A 24,881-nucleotide genomic window follows, 5' to 3' on the forward strand; every position below is an offset into this window, starting at 1 on the left:
CACCCTATTATGACTAAAATTGTTTTTGTAGAAGACGATCCTGAGGTTGGCAAACTGATTGCCGCCTATCTGGGCAAACATGACATCGACGTCATCATCGAACCCCGTGGCGATACGGCACAGGCCTGTATTGAGCGGGAACAACCAGACCTGGTGCTGTTGGATATCATGCTGCCCGGCAAGGACGGCATGACGCTGTGCCGCGATCTGCGCCCGGTTTATCCCGGCCCGATCGTGTTGCTCACCTCGCTGGACAGCGATATGAATCACATCCTGTCATTGGAAATGGGTGCGCATGACTACATCCTGAAAACCACGCCGCCTGCGGTGCTGCTGGCACGCCTGCGTTTACACCTGCGCCAACACGGTGGCAACCAGCCAAAAGAAGAGCAAACGCAGAACATCACCCAACATAATGCCGTGCATTTTGGTTTGTTGTGCATCGATCCGGTCAACCGCCAGGTGACGCTGGGGGAAGAAATCGTCACCCTCTCCACTTCAGATTTCGATCTGCTGTGGGAACTGGCCACCCATGCCGGGCAAATCATGGCCCGTGAAGCGTTGCTGCAAAACCTGCGCGGTGTCAGCTACGACGGTATGGATCGCAGCATCGATGTGGCCATTTCACGCCTGCGCCGCAAACTGTATGACAATGCCCTGGAGCCGTTTCGCATCAAGACCGTGCGCAACAAGGGCTATCTGTTTGCCCCCAACGCCTGGGCATCGGTGCAACAATGAGAAAACTGTTCGTGCAGTTCTTTTTACTGCTGTTCGTCTGCTTTCTGGTAATGGCGATGCTGGTTGGCCTGGTTTACAAGGTCACCGCCGAACGCGCCGGGCGCCAATCGATGGACGACCTGATGAAGAGTTCGCTGTATCTGATGCGCAGCGAACTGCGGGAGATCCCGCTAAAAGACTGGAACAAAACCATCGCCACCCTGGATCTAAACTTATCGTTCAAACTGCATATCGAGCCGCTCGGTAAGCAGAACCTGAATGAAGATCTCACCAAGCGTCTGCACATGGGAGAGATTATTGCACTGGACGATCGCTACACCTTTATGCAGCGCATTCCCCGTAGCCACTACGTGCTGGTCGTTGGCCCCATCCCTTATCTGTTTTATCTGCACCAGATGCGCATCCTGGATTTGGTGCTGCTGATTTTTATCGGCTTGTCGCTGGCCCTGCCGGTGTTCCTGTGGATGCGCCCGCATTGGCAGGACTTGCTGAAACTGGAAAATGCCGCCCAACGCCTGGGGGCCGGGCATCTCGATGAGCGTACACACTTTGTACCCACCTCGAGCCTTTACCGGCTTGGCGTTGCCTTTAATCAGATGGCCGATAACGTCAACACGCTGATTGTCAGTAAAAAACAGCTGATTGACGGTATTGCCCATGAGCTACGGACTCCGCTGGTACGCCTGCGCTACCGATTGGCCATGAGCGATAACCTGACCGACGGCGAGCAGCAGGCATTGAATCGGGATATCGGCCAGCTAGAATCCCTGATCGACGAGCTATTGACCTATGCGCGTCTGGATCGGCCTCAGGTCGCGCTAAATATCGAGCCTATCGATTTGCCCGGCTGGCTACAGGATAAGGTGGCCGATATCCAGTTGATCCACCCAGAGCGCGACATTGAGCTGAACATCCCGCATGTCGGTGACTTTGGCGGTGTCGATCTGCGGCTGATGGAGCGCGTGTTGGACAACTTGGTCAACAATGGCCTGCGCTATAGCGAACGGCGTTTACGCGTCGGCCTGTGGTTTGACGGTGACGCCGCATGCTTGCAGGTGGAAGACGATGGCCCAGGAATTCCGCCAGAAGAGCGCGAACGGGTATTCGAGCCCTTCGTCCGCCTCGATCCCAGCCGCGATCGCGCTACCGGCGGCTGCGGGCTTGGGTTGGCGATCGTGCATTCCATCGCCGTGGCTTATCAAGGCCAGGTCTTTGTGGAGGCCAGCTCTTTGGGCGGCGCCAGTTTCCGCTTCTGCTGGCCGATTAAACCCCCTTTAGATACCAAAACAGAGCCGGCATGACGATCCGGCCCCGTTGGCTCAACGGATCCACTATGGAGTTGAACAAATGACATCTGCATCATCCACTACGGCCTACGGCCAACTTCGCGCCCTATTCACCCGCCTTTCGCGTTTTGACCATCTCTCGGCCATCAGCGGCTGGGATATGCAAACCATGATGCCGCCGGGGGGCAACAAGGCGCGTTCCGAAGCCCTGGCGGAATTGAGCGTGTTGAAGCATCAAATCCTGACGGCACAGAAAACGGGTGAACTGCTCGACCGCGCGCAACAAGAAGCGCTAGATGAATTTGACCGTGCCAACCTGCTCGAAATGCGCCGCCAGTATGACAATGCCGTGCTGGTGCCAGAAGCGCTGGTCGAAGCCAAATCCCTTGCCGGTGCGCGCTGCGAACATGCCTGGCGAGCACAACGCCCGGCCAACGACTGGGAAGGTTTTAGCGATAACCTACGCCAGGTGGTCAAGCTAAGCCGTGAAGAGGCGCAGATCCGCGCACAGGCAGCGGGCGTCAGCCGTTATGATGCGTTGCTCAATCTGTATGAGCCTGGCATGCGCAGCAGCGATCTGGACCGTATCTTTGGCGATCTGAAAACCTGGTTGCCCGACCTATTGCAAAAGGTGGTCGCCAAACAGCAACAGGAGACTTGCCTGATCCCGCAAGGTCCGTTCGATGTCGACACCCAGCGTAAGCTGAGCCTGAGCGTGATGAAACTGCTCGGCTTTGACTTCGACGGCGGCCGCGTTGACGTTAGTGCTCATCCGTTCTGCGGCGGCGTGCCGGAGGACGTGCGTATCACCACACGCTACAACGAGAAAGAGTTCCTTACCGCGCTACTTGGCATCGTGCATGAAACCGGCCACGCCCGTTATGAACAAAACCTGCCCCGTGAGTGGCTGGGCCAGCCAGTAGCGCAAGCTCGGTCGACAGCGATCCACGAATCACAAAGCCTGTTCTTTGAAATGCAGCTGGCTCGCGGTAGTGACTTCCTGAAAGTCCTGCGGCCGCTGATCGTCAATCAGTTTGGTGAACAAGCGGCCCTGGAAGAGAGCAACTTTATTCGCCTTAATCAGCGGGTGAAGCCGGGTCTAATCCGCGTCGATGCCGACGAGGTCAGCTACCCTGCCCATGTGATATTACGCTATGAAATCGAGCGCGCATTGATTGAGGGCGAGATCGAGGTAGAGGACATTCCAGCGCTGTGGAATGAGAAGATGCACAGCTACCTTGGCCTGGATACCGTGGGCGATTATCGCAACGGCTGTATGCAGGACATCCACTGGACGGACGGTGCCTTTGGTTACTTCCCAACTTACACCTTGGGTGCCATGTATGCGGCCCAACTGTTCGACAGTGCACGTAGCGCAATGCCCAAGCTGAGCGAAGATATTGCTGCCGGTAATTTAACCGAGCTATTCCATTGGTTACAGCAAAATATCTGGCGTCACGCCAGCCGTTACCCTACCGATACGTTGATCACCAACGCCACGGGTAAGACGTTAGACCCAAGCTATTTCCGCCGGCATCTGGAAAGCCGTTACCTGTAATCTCCGCCCCCTCCGTACGTTAAGGTGTTGCTGGTATAACTTAACGTACGGATTTGCAAAATAGAGTCCACATGACCTTAACCATCAGTGTGTTACTTGAAAATCGCCTGGCTGCCGGAGCGGATAAAGCGTTAATCGCCAAAGCAGGGTTGAGCCTGTTAGTGCAGGATGAATCGGACAGCGTGCTTTTTGATACCGGGCCGGACGGCAGTTTTTTACAGAATGCTGCACAAATGGGGATTAACCTCGACAGCCTGACCGCTGCCGTGCTCTCTCATGGCCATTACGATCACAGTGGTGGCGTACCTTGGTTGCCCGATAACAGCAGAATAATTTGCCATCCCGGCGTGCAAGACGTGCGCTATGCCGCCGTTAATCTTCTGGGCCGGATAAAGAAAATCAAACGGTTATCGCCGGAAGTGGATTACTCGCGCCACGCCATGGAGCTGACCAGAACCCCAGTGCAAATAAGTGAGCGGTTCCTTTGGTCCGGTGAAATCGAGGTGCCTGCCCCCAAAGCCTACGGCATTATTGAAAATGCCCAACAATCCCCTGATTACATCGCCGATGAAGGTGTGCTGATTTATAAATCCGATCGAGGCCTGATAATCATCACTGGCTGCGGACACCGGGGAATAATCAATATTGTGCGGCACTGCCAGAAGATCACCGGTATCGATAAGATCCACGCGCTGATTGGCGGCTTTCACCTGAGATATGCCTCGCCTCTGCGATTATTGCAGGTACAGCGTTTTCTCAAACAAATCAAACCTGAGAAAGTGATGGGCTGCCATTGCACTGGCTCTTGGGGGCAGCTGTGGTTACCTAATACGATTAGCCCGGCGACGGGGGATAGGATTTCGTTGTTGTAAATCTTCCGGGGCATTGCGCCCCGACACACCTGCCGTAATAGCGTCCCGCCTTATTCTTACCTGTTAGGCTTAATGATGCCACATAGTGCACACCCTATCCTCGAGCGCAGGTGTTGCAGGCTCGTGGTTTTTACGACTACTTATGTATGTTGTAACTAATGATACCAAGCATAATTACGCTATACAGTATTGACGGAAAGGACGGCCGTCATGCGATAGAATTTTAGCGCAATTTCAATTGGCTCAATCCACATTTTCTTATAGATAAATCATTCGGTCCACGGTTCGTAACGTTGTTTCCCTATGTGCTATTATCACTCTGGTGATATTCAACCTCTTTATTGCCACATTTACGAAACGTTCGCTTTCGCTATCGAGAGAACTCGTTGCTTCATCCATGAATAAAATCCCCGGTTTCCGGTATAGTGCACGCGCAATGAATATACGTTGTTTCTGCCCGCCGGAAAGCCCCTCACCGAGCTCACCTATCAACGTTTCGTAACCCATGGGCATTTTCATTATCACATCGTGGATATAGCTAGCCTTGGTGCACTCCACCATCCAAGCTTCGTCCATCTCTTCGGCAAATCCGCATATATTTTCCCGTATTGAACCAGAGAACAATCTATCGTCCTGCATCACGCAAGCGATTATCTTGTGGTAATTGTTTATACCTAATTGGCCAATATCGGTGCCATCAACCATGACCCGACCTGAACTGGGCTCAAACAACCCGCACAATACTTTCATCAGTGTCGTTTTCCCAGCTCCAGAAGCGCCGACGATGGCCACGCTTTCCCCAGGAGCAATGGCGATGGTCAGATCGCTGAATACTGGCGCAGATTGGCTGTCGTAGCAATAATTGAGATCATGCGTTTCCAGAGCCACCGGACGCATGGCCGCGACAATGTGGCGATCAGGTTTTTGGTGTTCACGTTCGTTTAGTGCGATGTCAGCAATACGCTCATTGTGCAGGCTCATCATTCTTAACTGCAGTAGAAAATTCGTCAGTGAGGCGACCCGATCGGAGAATTGTGCTCGAAATGCCCCAAACGCCACGAACATGCCCAAAGTCATTTGATTGTCGATCACTAGGCTGGTACCCAACCATAAAACTACCACCTGATCGCAAGCCGTAACAAAGGTATTGATACCTCCAAATAACAGGTCCATTTTGGTTAACTTGATACTCGAATTGATGGCGTCAATTTTCAGGTTAAGCCAGTGCATACTCCGCCGCTCGTCCATGCCCTGCATTTTGATCGTAGCTATTCCGTACAGCGTCTCCATAAAATATGAGCTGGCTCTGGCCCCCCGGATCAACGTTTCCTCCGATAACTGCCGGTAATATCCGTAGGTGAGCAGACGGATGATTACATACACTGCAGTGAACACCAGTACGATGCCGCTCAAATATCCCCCATATATCACCATCATCACCAGTACACCGACAACCATGATGCTGTCCATGATCGCTCCGACGACACTTGTGGTAAAAGTCGCGCGTAGCGTATCTAAGGAACTGAAACGAGACTGGATATCTCCCAGTTTGCGCCGCTCAAAATAACCGAGCGGCAGTTTCAGCAGGTGGTTAAATAGACCTGATTGCCATTGCACATTGATGAGCGTTCCCATCACCAGCGATGACCAAGCGCGAATCATGCCTACAGTCGCACGCAGCAGGATAAAAAACATCAATCCAACGCAAATGAGAATTAATAGTCCGAGATCACCTGCCGGGATCGCATGATCCATCACCAGTTGAGTCCCTATTGGCATCACCAGACTGATGGTTTCGATAACGATCGACATGCAAAAAATTTTGGTTAGCGCGCGTTTTATCCCATAGATGCTGCCAATCAACGTTCTCAGGCTCACGCGATTTTTCATCGTTGTTGCGGTAAATTCGCTTCCTGGCCAAAGTTCAAGTACTACCCCAGTAAAAAATTGAGATATTTCCGAAACACCAACCACTCTGCGGCCACAAGCGGGATCATGTAGTACAAAACGGTTACGTTTCACTTTGACCAACACGACAAAGTGATTGAAGTCCCAATGGAGAATACAAGGGGTTTTCAGAACACTAATTTGCGCTAAATCCAGCGATAGTGCACGTGAAACCATTCCCAACTGCGTGGCGATCTGTTTGATACCAGCTAATGTGGTACCCCGAGAAGACAGGTTGAATTGCTGACGTAGTGATATCAGATCAATATTCTTGCCGAAGTGCCCGCAGACCATCGCCAGACAGGCCAGCCCGCACTCCGAGGATTCGGTCTGGTGAACGAAGGGAACGCGCTGACGCAAGCGCATGTCGAGTTGGTTGACGAGGGATTTAAATCTGTCGTTATTCATTTACCGGTCCTATGGCGCTGTACTTCATATCGTAGAGCGGCGAAAGCATCCATTGATAAATTTTTCTTTTTTCTAGAAATAATGTGCTCTGCGCTTTCATACCATTTTCCAAAGAAAACGATTTTCCATCATAAACGATGGCTTGTTTCTCTGGTTTCACGATCACCTTATAATAAGGAATAGATGCGCCTTGCAGATTTTTAGGTGCCCCTTGGTAAGTCATCATTTCCTGCGGTGAGGCCGGCGTTTTGGATAAGGTCGTCACCACAGCTGAAAATTGACCAAACTTTTCGGCAGGAAAAGCCTCATAGCGCACGTTGACCTTATCACCTACAGCAATATAAGGGACTGCGTCATTTGGTACCCAGATAATCAGATAATAATTTTTTATATTTTTGGGGATAACCTGTAGCAGGCTATCGCCAGCACTCACCATTTGCCCTATGGTGACACTCATAGAGTCAATCCTTCCGTCAGACAGTGCACGGACAATAATTTCCCCACTTACATCCGTATTCACCAACTCTTTTTGTAACTCGTACCTTTGCAACTCCATTTGATAAATACGGTTATCGAACTCGGCTGCCTGAGTTTGAATTTGACTTTCCAGACTGGTTATCTGCAAGGCATTTTGTTCATTTTGTCCGCTCAGGTTAAGTAAATTATTTTGCTGTTGGTAATACAATGCTACCTGATTGGTCAACTGATCTTTATTGATAAGTCCTTTTGACTGATAGCTACGATATTTATCCATGTTTTCTTTCATTATTTTCACTCCTTCCTCTGCACGTTTTATTATATCCGATGAGCGTTTGAAGGCATCGCTGAAGTGCGAGCGTTGTTTCTCTAAGGTGTTCAATGTGGTTTTTTTGTTATCTACCAGTCGCGAGATGATGTTATCCACGCGAACCAATTGATTTTCAATACCCCTACGTTGATTCTCACTGACGACCCCGCTAAGCGTGCTTTTACTGACGTCGAGTTGATAAATTGGGTCGCCTTTTTTAATTATTTGTCCTTCGAGGACAAACTGTTTAACCACAACCCCCTGCACCCCAGAATAAATATTAACCACCCGTGGCCAAGTGGAAATCTCCCCACTGACGTTCACGCGGCGGGTATAACTGCCTACAATAACGAATGCAAAAAAAGTCACGATAAAAAAAGTGCAACTCAGTATATTTAGCCACAGAGGAATGCCCGGGAGTAAAACTGCACGCCCTCGCCACTTCTTTTTCCTATTTTCTACAGCATCCTTACGAAACAAAATTAACTCCCTTCATCTGCTACTCTTCCACCACTCCGCACAACCCACTGTCTAACTCTTTAGCCACCGATAATTGTTCAGATCTGTGCTATTACCACTTTTGGCGGATACGCCCAAAGCACCGAGTATCGGGCTATAGGGTCATGATTTTTTTCCTGCGATTCAACCAGCGTACCCTCCCTTGTCCCCACGGTCTGACTTGGATGAAACGCTCAATAGCCTTACGCCCAAAACCGGGTTTGCAGCAGAAATCAAGGATCCAGATATTGTCACCTTCATTCCATTCGGAAGGGTGCAGGTGAAACTTTGTTTCATGAAGCATTCGTGCTTCAGTATCTAACGCCAAATATGCCCAGGTGACATATGCCAGCGGTTGGCCGCGTGTATCGAAGAGGAATTTGATCTGCTTATGCTGGATGGCGAACTCTGTCCAGAGTTGAATACTCAAAACTGGATAGAGACAGTAATTACGGTTTTGAAGCATACAGCTTATGGCAAAACCAATTTGCTCATAGGCAGACCACTCTTCTCGACCATCGGAGGTTTCTCTTATGTATAATGTCATGCATTTTCGTCTCTTTTTGATTCGTAACAGGTTGGTTTAACAGTTCCCGAACACTGCTTTGGCGAACACCAGCATCCTCTCTGCCTTTGCGGATAACGCCTGTCGCAGAAGTTGCTCGTCATCTCTATGATCTTCAAGCAGGTCAGCAATCTCCTTGAGCATCCGCACTTTTCCCAAACATCTTCTGGGTTGTAGTCTTTGCCGCGCTTGCCACTCCATATCTTTAAGAATAGCTGATGCATTGAGCCCTAGCGCATGGCAGGTTTCAACCAACCAATGATTGGCTTCGGTTAAGGCTCGTAGTGTTTCCCTAAAGCGACCGTCATGCTCCAGATCATCGGAGTCAGCGACAGATTGACCCTGGCTGCGACGGATCAACGTCACCACCATCCGTTCTAACGGCGACTCACTTTTCTCGTCGTTGACCGGGCAGTACAATAGTTCGTGACGGCTGCCAAGCAAAGCCATGAAACTATTGACCAATAACTCCAGCGTTTTAGGCATGGCTTGTAAAGATAAAAGATTAATGGGGATCCCTAATAGTGATAGATAACCGCGGCAGCATGCATCCTTAAATTCTTGCCTGAAACAATCCTCCAACTGCTGCTGCGCAAACAATGCGAAAGCAGAATCAAACATGTATTTGCCGAGATACAGGCTAAGATCCGACAAACCCTGTTGTAGGATCCCTGGCTCTTTCATCAACTGAGTAAGCTTAAGCCGGTATTCGAAATCATCGCGATGATCACTGGGGAATAAACAGGTGAGCCCGTTGAAGTCCAATAGCCTGCCATCCATTGCGATGTTGGACGGTGATGTGGTCAACATCAGGAATCGCGTACGACAAAACGCCATTTGACGCGCTTCGCGCCGAGCTAATTCACATAATCCTTCGAGGCAGTGATGTTGTGGATCTTGTACGGCCTCCTTACTGAAACCTGCCTTTGGTATCGGCAAACAGGCCGGTAACAGGCGAAGTACAGATCTGACACGTTGAGCATCATGTATCAGTTGCGCTGCATATTGGGCCTGTGGTCGGAAATAAGGTGCTCGTTCGAAATGTGCTGGGCGAACTACTGGTTCACGTACCAGTAGCGCACGACGGGCGCGCCCTCTAGAGCGCTCAAATTCAATATCGATGTACTTGTCAGTGAGTAATATGGCCTGTGTGCGAACTGCACCATAAGGTGATGCTTGTGCCAGCACTTCGCCCCATAACGCTTCATAAATTGCCTGGCTGGCGCTGAGAGCGCCATTCGAGTGATGCCAGTCCGAACCTTGTCCAACCAAAGGGTTAGCACCGATCCCCTTGACTTGGTAGCGGCCTTCAAAACCACATCGAGCCCCCCCACCATTGCGCTGAATGCCGCTCCCGCCATAGCGTTCCGCCTGGAATACCTTGGTGGTGGCTGAGCTGACGGGATCGATCAGATAACTGCAAGCGCTGCGCAACACTTCACCATCGTCAAGATTCGCAGTGATCCAGATTAAAGAAGACGGGACCTGATGGGCTGTGAACGACACCAGGTTTTCTGTAAGATCCGCAAGTGTAGGGTAATAGCTCATTTGACTATATGCTCCACTATTATTTTCGGTTTGAATCGTGCTGACTTACCGACGAACTTTGCGCGAATCGCGCAAATACTGCATCCAGATGCGCGGCGATTTCACGCAGTGCTTCGGCTCTGGCCATACCAGGATGGTCGCAATTAATGTTGATGTTATGTATCTGTCCTTGTACATAAGGTCGCCATGCCTCCAGATCCAACCAATCCTCTTCTCGTGGTGCGGCGGCAGTGAAAAACAGCACATCTCCGCGATAATTATCATGCCTAGAACCGCCAATCAGACGACGACTGTTGATGATGACGTCGATAAGCCGATCGAGCGTGTTATCGTCAAGACTAGCCAGAGCATTGCCGTTTTTTCGCAGTAATCCGATCGTTTGTGAACGTTCCAGCACCTCACCTTTCGGCACAATCAACGAAGGCAACTCCCGGTCAAAGGGTAACGCAATACCCGCGATGAAGAGCAAAGCTGCCAAGGCCATACTTTCTTCTTCTCTAGCATTTAACTCTTCAAAAGCGAAGCGCCGCCACAAGTCGCTTGGATAAGCGTCCATCATCGCCAACAACTCAACTTTCTGGTTCTGCTGTTCAAGTCGAACGGCCACACTGTGGGCTATCATGCCGCCAACCGACCAACCGATCAGCCAATAAGGTCCCTCAGGCTGATGGGCGCGTATTCGGTTGGCGTATTCGTTGGCTATATCATCCGCCGATTGAGTGATGTCGCTGCTCGGAGTCAAGCCTTGCGCTTGCAAGCCGACGATTTCGCAAGGTGTCTTCAGAAAACGCGCCAGACCGCTATAACACCAGGCGATGCCGCCAGCCGGGTGGATACAGAACAAAGTCGGTAACCTAGTTCGAAAAGCATAGGGGACAGGTCTCAGCAACAGAGTCGTATCGAGCATATTCAACTCGTTGCGCTGCCCATCCCTTGCTAGTGAGCGCGCGGTGGGATGAGCAAAAATATTGGCTATAGTTATCTGCCAACCTAGGCTGGCTTTTATTCTTGCCGCAGCATCGACGGCGCTCAATGAGTTGCCTCCAAGCTCGAAGAAGTTCGCTTCGGGAGCCACTGCATGTAACTGTAAGGCATCAGCAAAAAATTCACAGAGCCGCTGCTCGATCAGACTTGATGGCACACTGCCTTCCTCTTGATGGAAAATTGGCGGTGCCGGCAATGCTTTCCGATCCAGCTTACCGTTACGATTTAGGGGGAGTTCAGCGAGAAACAACCAGCGCTGCGGTAGCATATATACGGGAAGGTATTCTCGGCAAAGAGCCAGTAATCCGTTTTCGTCCGGTTCAGAACCATTAGCCACAATATAGGCGATAATACAACCTTCATACATGTTGGCGCAGGCCTGATGAACTTGCGGATGTTTGCCGAGCACCGCAGCAATTTCCTCCAGCTCGATTCGCTGCCCATGTATTTTTATCTGATGATCCATACGCCCAAGATAATCAATCTCGCCATCCAGACGCCAGCGAGCAAGATCGCCAGTTCGGTAGAGGCGCTTGCCATCAGCCATGGTGATAAAACGTTCAGAGGTCAGGGTGGGTTGGCCAGCATAACCGTCTGCGAGGCAAATCCCCTCAATGTGCAATTCACCTTCGATGCAGATCGGCGTAGCGCTACCGTATTTATTCAGCACGTGGATACATGTATTCCAGATTGGGCGGCCAATCGGCACGCTACGCTCTTCTCCACCCAGATCTAGAGCGTGGTAAGTAACATCAATGGCGGCTTCAGTTGGGCCGTAAAGATTATGCAACGGTACTGTTAGTAAACCGCGATAGCGCTTTACCAACTCCGGAGACAAAACTTCACCACTCGCGAATACCCTACGTAGCGGCAATGGCCCTGGGCAACGCTCCACAGCATCAAGAAAGAGCGCCAGCATCGAGGGGACAAAATGCAAAGTAGTAATTTCATGTCGGTTGATACAGTCCAGCAGATAAGCCGGATCGGTATGCCCACCCGGTCGCGCCATAACCAATGTTGCGCCACTGATTAGGGGCCAGAAGAATTCCCAAACCGATACATCGAAGGTTGCAGGCGTTTTCTGTAACACGCGGTCCATCGGCTGTAAGCGATACTCGGCCTGCATCCACTGAAGGCGATTGGCCAACGCCAGATGACCGACCATTACCCCTTTTGGTTCACCACTGGAACCAGAGGTGAACAGAATATAAGCCAACTTGGTGTCACATTGCTTTGTACATATCGGTAATGCAATCTCCCCTTGATGTTCCGCGAGGCAACTCAGTGATTCAATATCCAGCACAGGATGCTCGACTGGCAGCCTATTTCGGTTAGAAAGATGGGATATAGTTAAAGAAGCGCCCGCTTGTTCAAGCATCTTTTGTAACCGAAGTGAGGGAAGCTCCAGAGACAACGGTAAAATAACGGCACCGGCGCGAAGGATCGCCAATAGAACCACTTCCAATGTTACGCTGCGTTCCAGAGCGACACCGATTACCTTGCCATGCGCGCCTTGCAGTTGGTGGCTGATAACGTGCGCGAACCGCCGCGAGCGCAATTCCAGTTCGGAGTATGTTAATTTGCAGGATTCGTCGATCACGGCAAACTGCTGTGGTGCGGCTTTAACCTGCTCGTCGAACAAGGCAAGAATATTGTGTCTGGGCAACGTATGAGTGGTGTCGTTCCACTGTGCGATCGACGCCAATTCAGTTGGCATCGCCAGTGGTAGTTCCTGTATTGGTATCGTGGGAGTCTCAACTACTCGCGCGATCCAGTGCAAAAGTCGCTGTGCGTGCAGTTGCAACTCCGCCTGACTATATCGCGCAGCGTTGGCGATCAAACGAAGGCGACAAGGTCGCAGATCCCCCCCTAGCTCCAAATGGATATTGAGATCCCGTACCGGACCAGTGGCGATATGTTTGACGGTCGTCTGCAAGTCTGCAAAATCGAGCGTGTCGGAACAGGGCAATATATTCAGTTCAATTCCATAAAGAGGTAACGTATCGCCAACTCTGCCAATGACCCTGCCAATCCATTCGCCACGATAGCGCTGATGTTTTAGTAAATTACGTCTGTTTTTTGCTACCACCTTGCAAACATCCAAAAAGCTGGCGTTCTGAGGCAATTCCAGAAGTAGCGGCAGGATATTGCTACGTGTTATCGCAGCCTTCGCGCCAAAAGCATCCAATCGTCCCATGCAAGGCAGTCCGAAAAGCAGTCTCTGAGCGCCAGCAAGGCACGATGAAAAATAGCTGGCAAACACGCCGAGCAACACATCGGACAGTGCTATTCTGCTCTGTTGATAAAAAGTATTCAGGGCCAAAGACAGTTTGGCATCAATGGCAACTTCGGACTCCAGAGTACCTGCCGCCATATCTTGCGTTGGTGCTCCCAGGAAGGTCGGTGTTGGCATTTGCGCACAGTGGTACGTCCAGTATTGATGATCATCTTCAAATTGCGCGCTCTCCCTATATGCTAAATCGTCCATACACAATGTAGTAAGTTCAGCATAGTGGTTCGGTGCAGCAGTTGTTCCTTGTAACAGTGCATGATAATGCTCACCTGCTCGACGATGCAGTAAAGTATAAGTGTAAGCATCGAAGGCTATATGGTGTATGCGGGAAAACCATATTGCCTCGTGTTTACCCAGTAGAAACAGGTGATGTTTATGGTGATGCAAGCAATCGGGACCCGACTCTTGACGGATTATTTGTTGTATTGAATGCTGCGCAATAGCCTCAGGTTCATCTTGAAGACTGAGATCGCGAAATATTACGCACACGTTGGAAGTTCGTGGGCCGAAAGATGGCTTACCATCCACATCAATGAAGCTATGGTTGAGTACCTCAAATTCCAGCAAGGCCTGTTCGATAGCCTGTCGCAATTTAGTTTGATCAATCTCGCCGCGCAGGTGCAGGGCCTGCCCTGTCGCATAGAGCGTTGAGCAATGACTGGCTTGAGATGCATACCATATTCCCTGTTGTGCATCAGTCAGGGGACTGTTTTCGGCAGAAATAAAATCCATTTTATATATACACCTATCGTTAATTGAGGAGACTATCAACTTTACATAGAACTTTCATACTTTCTCAGATTGGTCGGGACGGCATAGCTGTTTAGCGAAACATTATTAGCATTTTCATTACATGGAGACACTACTAAGACATGCTGGGGATAGCATGTTCCCCAAGTGCAAAGCAATAGATAAAAGCCTAGCAGAAGCTAAATTCAAGTACGCTCTATCGCTACAAGGTGTATCTATCGCCCCTCAAAAGAGCAAGCAAAAGTGTTAAAGAGGAATCATGAACCCTTTGTGGAAGCAGTTATTGCCCTCTCCCTTAATTAGCCATAAATCTGACCTGAACAAGGTAATTCATTTAAAAACATGCTGAAAAACCATTGAGATAGATACAAAGATTCAGTGGTAGTTACGCTTGCCAGAAGACTATGTAATCAAAAAAGAAAAGCGGACACCCCCGGTTTTTACATATACTTAATTCATAGTAACTCCTATTGCGTACCCACTATAGTGCGATTCTTATTGAATCTTTACTCTAAAAACTGCCACAGCAACCACAACAAGTCAAACGTTAATGAATCTCATTAATAATTAAAATATAACACATTGAAAAAAAAAGAAATATACAACACCTTTAATTAACCGGCATTGCTGTAAAAGTAACTACACGAAAATATTTGCATATATTAATATTGAGCGCATTAACTATATTAAATTGAATGACACGACAATTACATATTGATATGTAAAATTTAATGTGCTTTTTTTTGATATTGAACCAATTAATTACCATATGAAACTAATTCCATCAGATACTAATAATACCGAATGGTATTTATCGAGAGAGTATGAGTGAGCAGCAATATTACAGCGATTCGGTGCTGGTTGATGAAGCACATAATTTAAACGTATATAATTCCTCCGGAATTAACTATAGCTTTGTAATCAAAGATATAGCCATCCATAACGGATGGCTATCATTGCGTCTACAGACTGATCTTTACTGCAACCGGAAGGTTAACTACCACTATTGGCACTTGATGTAGCCCCTCCACCGAAGCCACCACCAACCCCCCCACCCATGCCCCCAAGGGAGCCACCAACAACTAAAAGGTTAGGATTATAGCTAGGATTGAAGGATCCAAGTCCTTCAGTAACTCCAGGTGCAGTTTGATAGCCATTTTGCATGCCATTGTATATTTCGCCGCCAGCGTATGCTCCGGCCAAACCCGCGTAAGGGTTCCCACCTGATAACCATGTACCGGCAGCACCTCCAACTAATTGGGCTACATCTTTTCCATCAGCCCCGCAAACTGCGAACAACTCTATATCTCTAATTTCTCTCATCTTCTACTTCCTCCATTTTTTGAAAAAAAACGAATACAAAGCCCACAAAAAAACAACCAAATAGTACAGTTAAAAGATTAATAATATTATTTGAATTAAGATTATTACCTAGAAAGTTCCCTCCTGAGAAAATAAGGAATACATATGTTGAGATTCGCATCCAGTTATTAATGAAGCGGTGAGTGAAATTTTTTATCTTCATAAAATCTCCCTTTTCGCATAAAACAAAAAAGTTAAATTTACATCAAGGTTTTTTGTTTATATTAAAAGAAACCACATTAGCCATACTGGACCTAAAATTTATCACACAATATCTCGAGCCTGCTCATTTCCCAAGACTTGACGCGTTACGTCAGTTAATACCTGGAGCAACAAAGTTTCAGCGACATCCCATGAAACATGCTCTATGGCTGAAACTAGTTGGATCGCTTCCTTGAGAACAAACTGTTTGACTTCATCGACCTTCCTCTGCTCCAAAAACGTATGCAGTAAGATGTCACCAAACACAACACTTCTCAAATCTTCGAGTGTCTTGCATGACATCAGACGATCGAATCCGTGATCATAGTCATATGGGCCAGTACAAAAAAAGGCCGTCCCCATTGCAGTCCTCTTAATGGCTATTAATTGTAGCCTCTCCATAATTATTCCTCATATAAAGAGTGTCCAATTTTCAGTCGCCGATTGCAGGTCAGGCCTCAGCATTTTCCATCAGCACCTTATTAACATACCAGCTTTCACCACAAAATTAAGCCCTCTGGCTTTGTATTAAATAGACCAAGGCCAAAAACTGGACGCCCTCACCCACTGATCATTTCTTATACAGTAAAACATTGATGGGATTATGTAAATTATTTTTTTACAATATTTTCATGCCACTCAACTTACTGATTTTTATTAAATTAAACCTTAAATTACTCTCGTTTTAATCTACTCAGCATGAGCGGGCACGCGATATGTCTCGCCTGGAAAAAACGGATGGGAACCTGAAACTGCAACATAAATCGGAATTATCTTTTTCATTTCGGAATACCTATCTCCCTTTAATACTGCTCCATACTCACTAAGCTCAACTTACTTATACTGTTATCCCAAAGCGCATAACAGCAGTTGCTATCGAAAGGATGATGTAGCTACTACCGTTAAGCACATCGACGCACGAATTCACAGCGTATCAGCGTTCAACATCATCCCCACTAATGGCTAAGTTATAAGAAGCAATTACGGCTACGACTACTACGATCGCACTTCGACTTTACACCTAGCTTAGCCCCTCCTCCCTGACCGATCACATATACTAGCGATAACCTCCCCTAATCGCTCGTACATTAGGTTACACGCCGAAACCAATCACTCACGGAAAGTATTCTTCTGTTTGCATAAGATTGTTTCAACGGCCCCGCAGTGGGGTTACAAACCAACAGATAGTTGAGGATCTACCGATGAAAAAAGTATTAGCTCTGGTTGTTGCCGCTGCAATGGGCTTGTCATCTCTCGCTTTCGCCGCTGAGGCCGCCGCTCCTGCTGCTGCACCCGCCGCCACTACCCAAGCCGCACCAGCGAAAACCACCCACGTGAAAAAACATCACGCCAAGAAAACGACCGAGCAAAAAGCTCAGGCAGCCAAGAAGCATCACAATGCCAACGGTAAAAAAGCCCCGGCCCAGAAAGCTCAAGCAGCTAAAAAACATCACAAAAAATCCAGCAACAAAGCAGCAACTCCGGCAGCCTGATAGTCAACCGGCGTGAGGCACCCCTCACCTGTTTTGATAAGAGTTGTCAACACCCGGTTCGCCGGGTGTTTTTTCATCGGGGGTTGTCTATGCTGCGTCGCTATCGGTTCGAAATCATCCTTGGCACCCTGATCGTTTGCGGGCTCATCGCCAGCTTTTTTTATCTGTAATCTCCGATTTTTCTCAGGAAATTATCGGAAAATCAATCACCGACCATCTACACCGCGGCTAAATCAGTCTATAGTTAGCATTCAGTGTGTCTATGGATGATCCGAATTTGTCAGGCAAGAAACCTATGCGCATCTCTGTTTTACTGTTGTTGTGCTCATTTCCTTTGGCTTTATCCCATTCTGCGCATGCTGATAGCCCTTCCGAGGCGTCTGCGGCCGATCAAACCCGTCTGTTTTTTGGCAAAGATAACCGTATTAAAGTCACCGAAACCAGCGGTTGGCCGTGGCAGGCTATTGGCCAGGTAGAAACCGCCAGTGGTAACCTGTGTACCGCTACGCTGATCTCTCCCCATCTGGCGCTAACCGCAGGCCACTGCGTACTGGCCCCTCCTGGCAATCTTGATAAGGCCGTGGCGCTGCGCTTTATTTCCGGTAGCAAAGGCTGGCAATACCAGACGGAAAATATAGAAACGCTGGTCGATAAGTCATTAGGTAAAAAGCTGAAGGCGGATGGCGACGGCTGGATCGTGCCACCAGCGGCGGCAGCGTATGATTTTGCGTTGATCAGGCTAAAAGATAACAAACCGCTGGCGATTAAACCGTTGCCATTATGGCAAGGTGACGGAAAAGCGTTAACGCAAACCTTAAAGTTGGCAAAGCGCCTGGTCACCCAGGCCGGTTATCCAGAAGATCATCTGGACGATCTGTACAGCCATCAAAATTGTAAAGTCACCGGTTGGGCACAACAAGGCGTGTTATCACACCAGTGCGACACCTTACCCGGTGACAGCGGCTCCCCATTGATATTAAAGACCGCCGAAGGCTGGCGACTTATCGCTATCCAGAGCTCTGCACCCGCAGCACAAGACCGCTACCGGGCCGATAACCGCGCACTGTCAGTTACCGGCATTCGCGATGCTTTGGATCTCTTAGCCGCCGGTAAGTAACTCCTCCGAACAGCGCAGGCCACCATTATCCCACCGGAGGGTAATGGTGGCGGGCAAACTGTGCTGCAATACCCTATCAACGTTTGGCCCATCGGTTCGCTGATAAAAGGTGCCGGCCTGCTCCAGTGATGAACCACCACGCATTTTACGCTCGATCAGCCGTGCCCGCAGTTGCTGTGCTGGTGCCTGAATAAATAGCGTTAAGTCGCTGTGACGGGCCAGATCGCGCCAACCTGGCTCATCAAGCAACAACCAGTTACCTTCTACGATCGTTACCGGTGCAGTCACCTCGATAGCGTTGGGTACCGGATCGTGCAACACGCGATCGTAAGTAGGCCACAATACACGTGGTTGATCGAGTGAAGCCAACGCCAACTCAAGCTGCTGACGATCAAAGGTTTCTGGCATTCCCTTCTTGCTGCGCAACCCTTGTGCATCAAGCCAGGAGTTAGGACGGTGAAAGCCATCCATCGGCAGAGTTTGCAAGGCCGGTAATTCATCATGCTGTGCCGATAAATGCTGCCAGAAGGCCGTCAGCGTCGATTTACCGCTGCCAGGAGGTGCCGCCAGGAAAACCACCAGGCGCGCCCCCTTTTGCTGCTGCTTTTGGGCCAACAGGCGCAGTAAAGGTAAGTGCACCTGTTCGACCTCCTCATCGTTAAAAAAGGCATCGATCGTCAGCCCATTAACTGTTAGCGCTATTTTCATTGGTCAGTTCCTTTAACAGCGAAGTCACCGCCAGCGTTAATCCGGTTTTAATCATGTTGCCGTAGCGCTCGTTATTAAAAACCTCAAAGCTGGAAAACTTCATCTTTCTTATCGCACTGAAAAGTTGTTCGTTTTCCGTAATGGCATTCAGGTTGGAAATAAAATCAAAGGTCATTTCATCATGAAAGCTCAGCGAGCTATTTTCCGCCTGCACATGCTGGCTAAATTGTGAAAGACAGATGATATCGGCATAAACGGTTTTTTTGATTTTCCCCAGTGCATACAATAAGCGCAGGGAGACATCCATATTGTCCAAAGGGCCGGATTTTGCCAGCAATGGCTTTACCGCATATTCGAGTATGTCGGGATCGTTATTGACAAACACCTGTGGCAAATAGGTTTTGACAGCAGAAAATAAAATCTCATTTGCCTTCTGTAACCAATTGAGCAATTGTTCCTGCTCGTCCAGTCGTTCAATTATTTCATCTTCTGTCAGCGTTTTCATTCGTCCTGCGATACCATCAATGCAAGTGTAACGTATGAATTCTATTACACGACCCGTCGGTACCATTAATCATAAGGGTTTCTGTGCTCAAGTACCCCTCTTTTTGTTTTATTCCGCCGATAATGTCACCTTTGGTTATCCCGGTTGCCGAAAAAATCACCTCATCACTGGCGATCAGGGCATTGAGCGGCAAAATGGTGTTAATCTCAATTCCCATATTGCTGCAGCGCCGCCGTTCTTCCTGCGCCAATAATCTGTGCTCTGGCGTATCGCCTTTCGCCTGGCAGAAATCGATCAGCTCGGCTTGCATATCTCCGCCCAGCAGACGCACCGCACAGGCCGATATGACCCCTTCCGGCGCGCCACCCAAGGTATACATGATGTCGGCTTCACCACCTGGTAGGCAGGTCATCAGGCTGGCGGCCACGTCACCGTCAGGAATGGCAAAAATCTTCACCCCCAGCGCCTGCGCCTGTTGGCGGATCAGTTCATGGCGCGGTTTATCCAGCGTGATCATGCGCAGTTGATGCAATGGCTTACCCAATGCCTGCGCTACTTGCCGCAGATTTTGCTCCAGAGGCAACCGCAAATCGATAGCCCCTTTAGCTCCTGGCCCCACCACCATCTTGCGCATATACATGTCTGGGGCATGCAACAAAGCATTGTGTGGGGCAAAGGCGATCACGGCCAGCGCATTATATTGGCCCATGGCCACCATCCGCGTGCCTTCGATAGGATCAACAGCAATGTCCACGGCCGGGCCATTCCCGCTCCCCAACCGCTCACCGATATACAGCATGGGAGCCTGATCGATTTCGCCTTCACCGATCACAATCTGCCCCTGCATGGCCATACCACTCAGTTGCTGACGCATGGCCGCGACGGCCACCCCATCAATTTGATTTTTATCACCACAGCCCAGCAGCGGCCAGGCAGCCAATGCAGCCTGTTGAGTGGTGCGTACAATGTCATAAGCCAGCGATTTCATCGGCAGTTATACCCCTGTTTCCACACCAAAATGTTGCAGCAGGAAACGCTCAGCCTGTTCGTTCCAAACGCCGTGGCTTTCAGCCACCAGTTCCGCCAAGCGGGCATAGAATGGGTCTGTTTTCCCGAGTTCTGGGAAGTCGGCAATTGCGGTTAACGGCATGGTGGCAAAGTTATAGATCAGCTTTTTCCCGCCGGGGATCGAAGGTAGATTGATGATGGTTTCCGGCACGGCATCCAGCCCACCTATATGGGTGATCATCACCGAAGGATTAATGCGGCCTTCAGCGGTCAGTTGCAGCGCCTCCAACATATCTCCCGTCGAGCCCCCCGAAGTGCCCACGACATGTGTGGATGCATAATGCACGTTGTAAAAGTTAAACGGCACTTTGAATTCACTGTCGGTTGGGCCCGCAAAGAAATTCAGGCAACCGTCTTCAGCCAGCAGATCATCCCCCAGCACCAGCACATCGGCCACCGCAGCATAAACGAAGACATCGTCAAAGCCGTGGCCCTGCGTCAGGTCACGTAAGGCAGCCACCGGGTCGGTAACCTTGCTGCTGTTGAAATACACCAGTTCAACGCCTTTTTCACGCGCTACGCTTTCCGGCAATAGCAATCTGGCCCGCGCCAAACGCGCCTCGTCGATATCCACGACCACTACCCGCGCAGGGCGGATGTTACCGTTGATGGCATAATCGATCGCACCAATGCCCATCGGCCCGGCACTGGCCAATAACGCCACGTTGCCGCCGGGTTTGATCCCCATGCGATGCTCATAGACATATTGCGTCGTATGGTAATTGGCATGGTAGGCACCTATGATGCAGCACATCGGCTCTGCCAAAGAGGCCGCCGCAAAATAGCTGCCTTCATACGGTAATACACAACCTAGCTCCACAGCCTGCTGTGGAATAATCATATAGGTGGCATTGCCGCCGAAAAACTCGTAGCTATAACCCGCCGAATAACCACTCGGCAATCCCATCGCCGGTTGCAGCACAAAACGTTGCCCAGCCCGGTAGCGTTGCTGTAGGTTTTTGCCCACCTGCTCAATGATCCCGGCACATTCATGGCCAGTGATCGCAGGGTGTTCGGCAACGTCATCAGGTACCCGCTTGTGGTTAGCCCCCAATTTGGCGGCCTTCCAGGTAGACAGGCACACACTGTCGGAAATGACCTTAACCAACAGTTCATCATCACCTAGAGGCGGTAATTCAAACTCACGCAGGCGAACGTCGTTTTGGCCATAAATAGCGGCGGCTTGGGTTTTCATACGGCTTCCTTTTCTGAGTGTGTGGCAACCAGTTGTTCCAACAAACGATCGAGATTGCTGTCACCGAGATAATTGCTGATCAATACTTTGGGTTTATCGCTCACCCGTTCGGCTCGCCCTTCCAGGCTAGAGTGCGTCACGATCAGGTCGGCTTCCGGCGGAATATTTTCAATGGCGTAGTGCTTCACGCTGATCGGCACCCCGGCTTTCTCCAAACGTTTACGGAAGGTGGTTGCCCCCATCGCGCTGGAACCCATGCCTGCATCACAAACAAATGCGATGTGACGGATCGGTTGTGTTTGCCCTTTGCCCGCAGCTTTCAAGGCTTTCACCTGCCGCTGTGAGTCATCAAAACTATCTTCGGTCACCTGCTTTTTCTCGGTTTTCAGGATCAGTGCGGCAATCAGGAACGAAACCAGCGTCCCGGCGGCGACGCCTGCCAAGGTACCAGCAAAGCCACCACGCGGCGTCAGAGCCAGATAGGCAAAGATTGAACCCGGGCTTGGCCCGGCAACCAAACCAGCACCCATCAGATCAAACACGTAGATCCCCGCCATCCCGCCAGCAATCATGGCAATGATCATCAGCGGCTTCATCAGCACATACGGGAAGTAGAGTTCGTGAATACCCCCGAGGAAATGGATAATCATCGCGCCCGGTGCCGACTTTTTGCTCATACCCTGGCCAAATAGCGAAAACGCCAGCAGGATACCAAGCCCTGGCCCTGGGTTAGAGGCCACCATAAAGAACACCGAGCGGCCGTTCACCGCCGTATCCTGCATACCCAGCGGGTAATACACCCCCTGGTCGATGGCGTTATTCAGGAATAACACCTTCGCCGGTTCGTTGATAATCGACAACAGCGGCAGGTATCCAGTGGCTACCAGAGATTCAATGCCAGCACGTACCAAATGGTTAGCCTGCTGTACCGCTGGGCCAATCACCTCGTAGGCAAACAGGCACAAGAACATGCCGACAATCCCCAGTGAGAAGTTATTGACCACCATCTCAAAGCCAGCGGGGATACGCTTATCCAGCTTGGTGTCGATATATTTGATGATCACCCCGCCCAGCGGCCCCATCACCATCGCGCCGATGAACATAGGAATATCTGCCCCCACAATCACGCCGATGGTGCCAATCCCCCCCATCACCGCGCCACGTTTTTCCGCGATCAGGTAGCCACCGGTGGAGCCGATCATCAGCGGTAGCAAATAGGTGATCATCGGACCGACCAGTTGCCCAAAGTGGGCGTTAGGCATCCAGCCGGTGGGAATAAACAGTGCCGTAATAAATCCCCACGCAATAAATGCGCCGATATTAGGGATTACCATAGCCGTCAGGAACCCGCCAAAAGCTTGCACTCTGGCTCGCATTGTTTTATTGGCCATTATAATGATCCTTGAGTGTATAAAATCAGAAGCGCAGAATGATTTCTTTTATTTCTGATACCTTGGTTGCCTGAGTAAGCTGTTCAATTGCCTGGTCATCACAGAACATTTCACTCAATAACTGGATGGCATTGATATGGCTGTCGGCATCTTTTGCCGCCAGGCCGATTAACACTTTCACCTGCGGATTGTCATCATTGAAATAAACCCCCTGCGGCAATACCGTTAGGGTTAATGCCGTGCCCAAAGCCCCTTCTTCCGGACGTGCATGGGGCATAGCCACTTCCGGTGTAAGAATATAATAGGCGCCATTATTTTGCGTACTGTGCTTTATTGCCGCCACATAACGTGGCTCAACGATATTATTTTCCAGCAGACAGCACATCGATAAATCAATAGCCTGCTGCCAGTCGCAATTTTGCTGGTGAACGGTAAATGCATTTTCCGGGAAGTAATCTATCAATCCATTCATGTGTTTTTCCTATCGTTATTCCAAGAGGATTGGGAATTGCTTTGCAGCTTATGGAGTAATAATGGGAAACGCAATCCGATGCCATTTCGTGATTGAAATCACTTTTAATTTGAAATACATTGCAATTGAAGATCTGGTTCACAAAAAATTGATTGAAATTTTCAAATTATAGATTTGTCAATAGTTAAAATGTGACCACTATTGCATTTAACTAATTTTATAAAAATAGAAATATTGTGACATTAATCACCATTGCAGTATTGCCAATCAAGAAAAATAGCAGGAATTACTCCATACTTCGTATCCCACCCGCCATAAACCGCTTTGGCGTGGTGCCGGTATACTGGCGGAAAAAGGCGATAAATGCGCTGTCGCTAGAGAAGGCCAACCGCTGTGCAACCGCGCTTACGGAAGGCAATTGCGCCAGTAACTCAATGGCGTGCATCAAACGCCATTGCTGGCACCACTGCTGATAGCTCAGCCCGGTTTCCCGCTGGAAGATTCGCGTTAACGTTTTAGGATGGAGATTGATCGCCTTGGCTAATACCACCAGCCCAGGGAGCTGATCGACGCCGTTTAAGCTATCAATCCAGGCCGCTATGCGCGGTTCGCTCGGCAGTATCAAGCTGGTATTTTCCTGCTCCGCCACCCTCAGTTCATTGCGCAAGACTCGCAACAGATCTTCCGCCTGGGGATGCTGCTGCGCGTAGTCAAACGGCCAATGTGCGATGCGTTCTATCACCGCGGCCAGTAACGGATTGGCGGCTAACACCGCACTGTGCGGCATTGCCAGCATCGCGGCATCCGTAAAATAGAGCGAACGGTAAGCCACCTGCCCGCGCAGTTGCACGCGATGCCTCACGCCGCTCGGTATCCAGATAATGCGCGTTGGCGGCAGGATCAGCCAGCGTTCGGCTAACGTCACCGTCATACAGCCACGTGGGGCATAGAGGATCTGGGCCCGTTGATGCTGATGTACGCCAGAATCATGTTCCGCCAGTTCGGCACTAATTCCCACCACCGGAGCGAAGTAACTATCCGGATCAAAAACCTGATGTTGCAGGATCAGTGCCATGCCGCAGTCCCATTTTCATTGTTTTTTGTCCTGATGATTGTAATCGAACAATCGCCATCT

General features: G+C 49.7%; 20 protein-coding genes. 6 read left to right on the plus strand and 14 right to left on the minus strand.

Annotated elements, in window-relative coordinates; translation table 11 throughout:
- Positions 1 to 9: 9 nt before the first annotated feature.
- From rstA to KGP26_RS14760, 4 genes are all read left to right on the plus strand, one after another.
- A complete protein-coding gene (rstA, locus tag KGP26_RS14745) occupies positions 10 to 738 on the plus strand; it encodes a two-component system response regulator RstA (protein ID WP_021806502.1) in 729 nt (242 codons plus the stop codon).
- A complete protein-coding gene (rstB, locus tag KGP26_RS14750) occupies positions 735 to 2,039 on the plus strand; it encodes a two-component system sensor histidine kinase RstB (RefSeq protein WP_021806503.1) in 1,305 nt (434 codons plus the stop codon). Before rstA ends, rstB begins: the two co-directional genes overlap by 4 nt.
- A 46-nt stretch (positions 2,040 to 2,085) precedes the next feature.
- Positions 2,086 to 3,582: a carboxypeptidase M32 gene (locus tag KGP26_RS14755; RefSeq protein WP_094981297.1), complete on the plus strand. Its 1,497-nt coding sequence runs from the start codon at positions 2,086 to 2,088 to the stop codon at positions 3,580 to 3,582.
- 71 nt (positions 3,583 to 3,653) lie between these two features.
- The gene (locus KGP26_RS14760; protein WP_223664176.1) at positions 3,654 to 4,454 is read left to right on the plus strand and encodes an MBL fold metallo-hydrolase; all 801 of its coding nucleotides are present in this window, start codon (positions 3,654 to 3,656) and stop codon (positions 4,452 to 4,454) included.
- A gap of 258 nt (positions 4,455 to 4,712) precedes the next feature.
- On the opposite strand, the gene KGP26_RS14765 is transcribed toward KGP26_RS14760, so the two are convergent.
- The 7 genes from KGP26_RS14765 to KGP26_RS14795 all read right to left on the minus strand — a co-directional run bounded on the left by KGP26_RS14765 (position 4,713) and on the right by KGP26_RS14795 (position 16,199).
- Positions 4,713 to 6,809 carry a peptidase domain-containing ABC transporter gene (locus KGP26_RS14765; protein WP_209554263.1) on the minus strand — a complete coding sequence of 699 codons (2,097 nt, stop codon included), beginning with the start codon at positions 6,807 to 6,809 and terminating at the stop codon, positions 4,713 to 4,715.
- On the minus strand, positions 6,802 to 8,076 hold the full coding sequence (locus tag KGP26_RS14770) for an HlyD family secretion protein (RefSeq protein ID WP_223664178.1): 1,275 nt from the start codon (positions 8,074 to 8,076) through the stop codon (positions 6,802 to 6,804). Before KGP26_RS14770 ends, KGP26_RS14765 begins: the two co-directional genes overlap by 8 nt.
- A gap of 133 nt (positions 8,077 to 8,209) precedes the next feature.
- A complete protein-coding gene (locus tag KGP26_RS14775; RefSeq protein WP_037375965.1) occupies positions 8,210 to 8,641 on the minus strand; it encodes a toxin-activating lysine-acyltransferase in 432 nt (143 codons plus the stop codon).
- Between the two features lie 36 nt (positions 8,642 to 8,677).
- On the minus strand, positions 8,678 to 10,207 hold the full coding sequence (locus KGP26_RS14780; protein WP_021806508.1) for a hypothetical protein: 1,530 nt from the start codon (positions 10,205 to 10,207) through the stop codon (positions 8,678 to 8,680).
- 19 nt (positions 10,208 to 10,226) lie between these two features.
- Positions 10,227 to 14,216 (minus strand): non-ribosomal peptide synthetase, encoded by a 3,990-nt coding sequence (locus KGP26_RS14785; RefSeq protein ID WP_223664180.1) that lies wholly within the window; start codon positions 14,214 to 14,216, stop codon positions 10,227 to 10,229.
- Positions 14,217 to 15,227: 1,011 nt separating this feature from the next.
- Entirely contained in the window at positions 15,228 to 15,557 is a 330-nt protein-coding gene (locus KGP26_RS14790) for a hypothetical protein (RefSeq protein WP_223664182.1), read from the minus strand.
- Positions 15,558 to 15,860: 303 nt separating this feature from the next.
- Complete coding sequence (locus tag KGP26_RS14795; protein WP_037375967.1) at positions 15,861 to 16,199, minus strand: hypothetical protein; 339 nt, start codon at positions 16,197 to 16,199, stop codon at positions 15,861 to 15,863.
- Positions 16,200 to 16,999: 800 nt separating this feature from the next.
- Here KGP26_RS14795 and asr point away from each other — a divergent pair.
- Together asr and KGP26_RS14805 are read left to right on the plus strand one after the other, a co-directional pair.
- Complete coding sequence (gene asr, locus KGP26_RS14800) at positions 17,000 to 17,290, plus strand: acid resistance repetitive basic protein Asr (protein ID WP_218519296.1); 291 nt, start codon at positions 17,000 to 17,002, stop codon at positions 17,288 to 17,290.
- A gap of 295 nt (positions 17,291 to 17,585) precedes the next feature.
- On the plus strand, positions 17,586 to 18,407 hold the full coding sequence (locus KGP26_RS14805; protein WP_021806511.1) for a serine protease: 822 nt from the start codon (positions 17,586 to 17,588) through the stop codon (positions 18,405 to 18,407).
- On the opposite strand, the gene KGP26_RS14810 is transcribed toward KGP26_RS14805, so the two are convergent.
- The 7 genes from KGP26_RS14810 to KGP26_RS14840 all read right to left on the minus strand — a co-directional run bounded on the left by KGP26_RS14810 (position 18,390) and on the right by KGP26_RS14840 (position 24,821).
- Positions 18,390 to 19,115: a nucleoside/nucleotide kinase family protein gene (locus KGP26_RS14810; protein ID WP_223535582.1), complete on the minus strand. Its 726-nt coding sequence runs from the start codon at positions 19,113 to 19,115 to the stop codon at positions 18,390 to 18,392. The genes KGP26_RS14805 and KGP26_RS14810 overlap by 18 nt on opposite strands.
- Positions 19,093 to 19,620, minus strand: a complete 528-nt coding sequence (locus KGP26_RS14815) for an MltR family transcriptional regulator (protein ID WP_223535585.1) — start codon at positions 19,618 to 19,620, stop codon at positions 19,093 to 19,095. Before KGP26_RS14815 ends, KGP26_RS14810 begins: the two co-directional genes overlap by 23 nt.
- Positions 19,621 to 19,636: 16 nt before the next feature.
- Positions 19,637 to 20,608 carry a class II fructose-bisphosphatase gene (gene glpX, locus KGP26_RS14820; protein ID WP_209522885.1) on the minus strand — a complete coding sequence of 324 codons (972 nt, stop codon included), beginning with the start codon at positions 20,606 to 20,608 and terminating at the stop codon, positions 19,637 to 19,639.
- A gap of 6 nt (positions 20,609 to 20,614) precedes the next feature.
- On the minus strand, positions 20,615 to 21,883 hold the full coding sequence (locus KGP26_RS14825) for a zinc-binding dehydrogenase (protein WP_166732632.1): 1,269 nt from the start codon (positions 21,881 to 21,883) through the stop codon (positions 20,615 to 20,617).
- On the minus strand, positions 21,880 to 23,274 hold the full coding sequence (locus KGP26_RS14830) for a PTS mannitol transporter subunit IICB (protein WP_024486535.1): 1,395 nt from the start codon (positions 23,272 to 23,274) through the stop codon (positions 21,880 to 21,882). Before KGP26_RS14830 ends, KGP26_RS14825 begins: the two co-directional genes overlap by 4 nt.
- A 25-nt stretch (positions 23,275 to 23,299) precedes the next feature.
- Positions 23,300 to 23,746 (minus strand): PTS sugar transporter subunit IIA, encoded by a 447-nt coding sequence (locus tag KGP26_RS14835; protein ID WP_223499865.1) that lies wholly within the window; start codon positions 23,744 to 23,746, stop codon positions 23,300 to 23,302.
- 286 nt (positions 23,747 to 24,032) lie between these two features.
- Entirely contained in the window at positions 24,033 to 24,821 is a 789-nt protein-coding gene (locus KGP26_RS14840; protein WP_223535588.1) for a helix-turn-helix transcriptional regulator, read from the minus strand.
- Positions 24,822 to 24,881: the final 60 nt, after the last annotated feature.

Origin of the sequence: Serratia sp. JSRIV002 (genome assembly GCF_019968725.1) — a bacterium.
GTDB classification, from domain to species: domain Bacteria; phylum Pseudomonadota; class Gammaproteobacteria; order Enterobacterales; family Enterobacteriaceae; genus Chania; species Chania fonticola_B.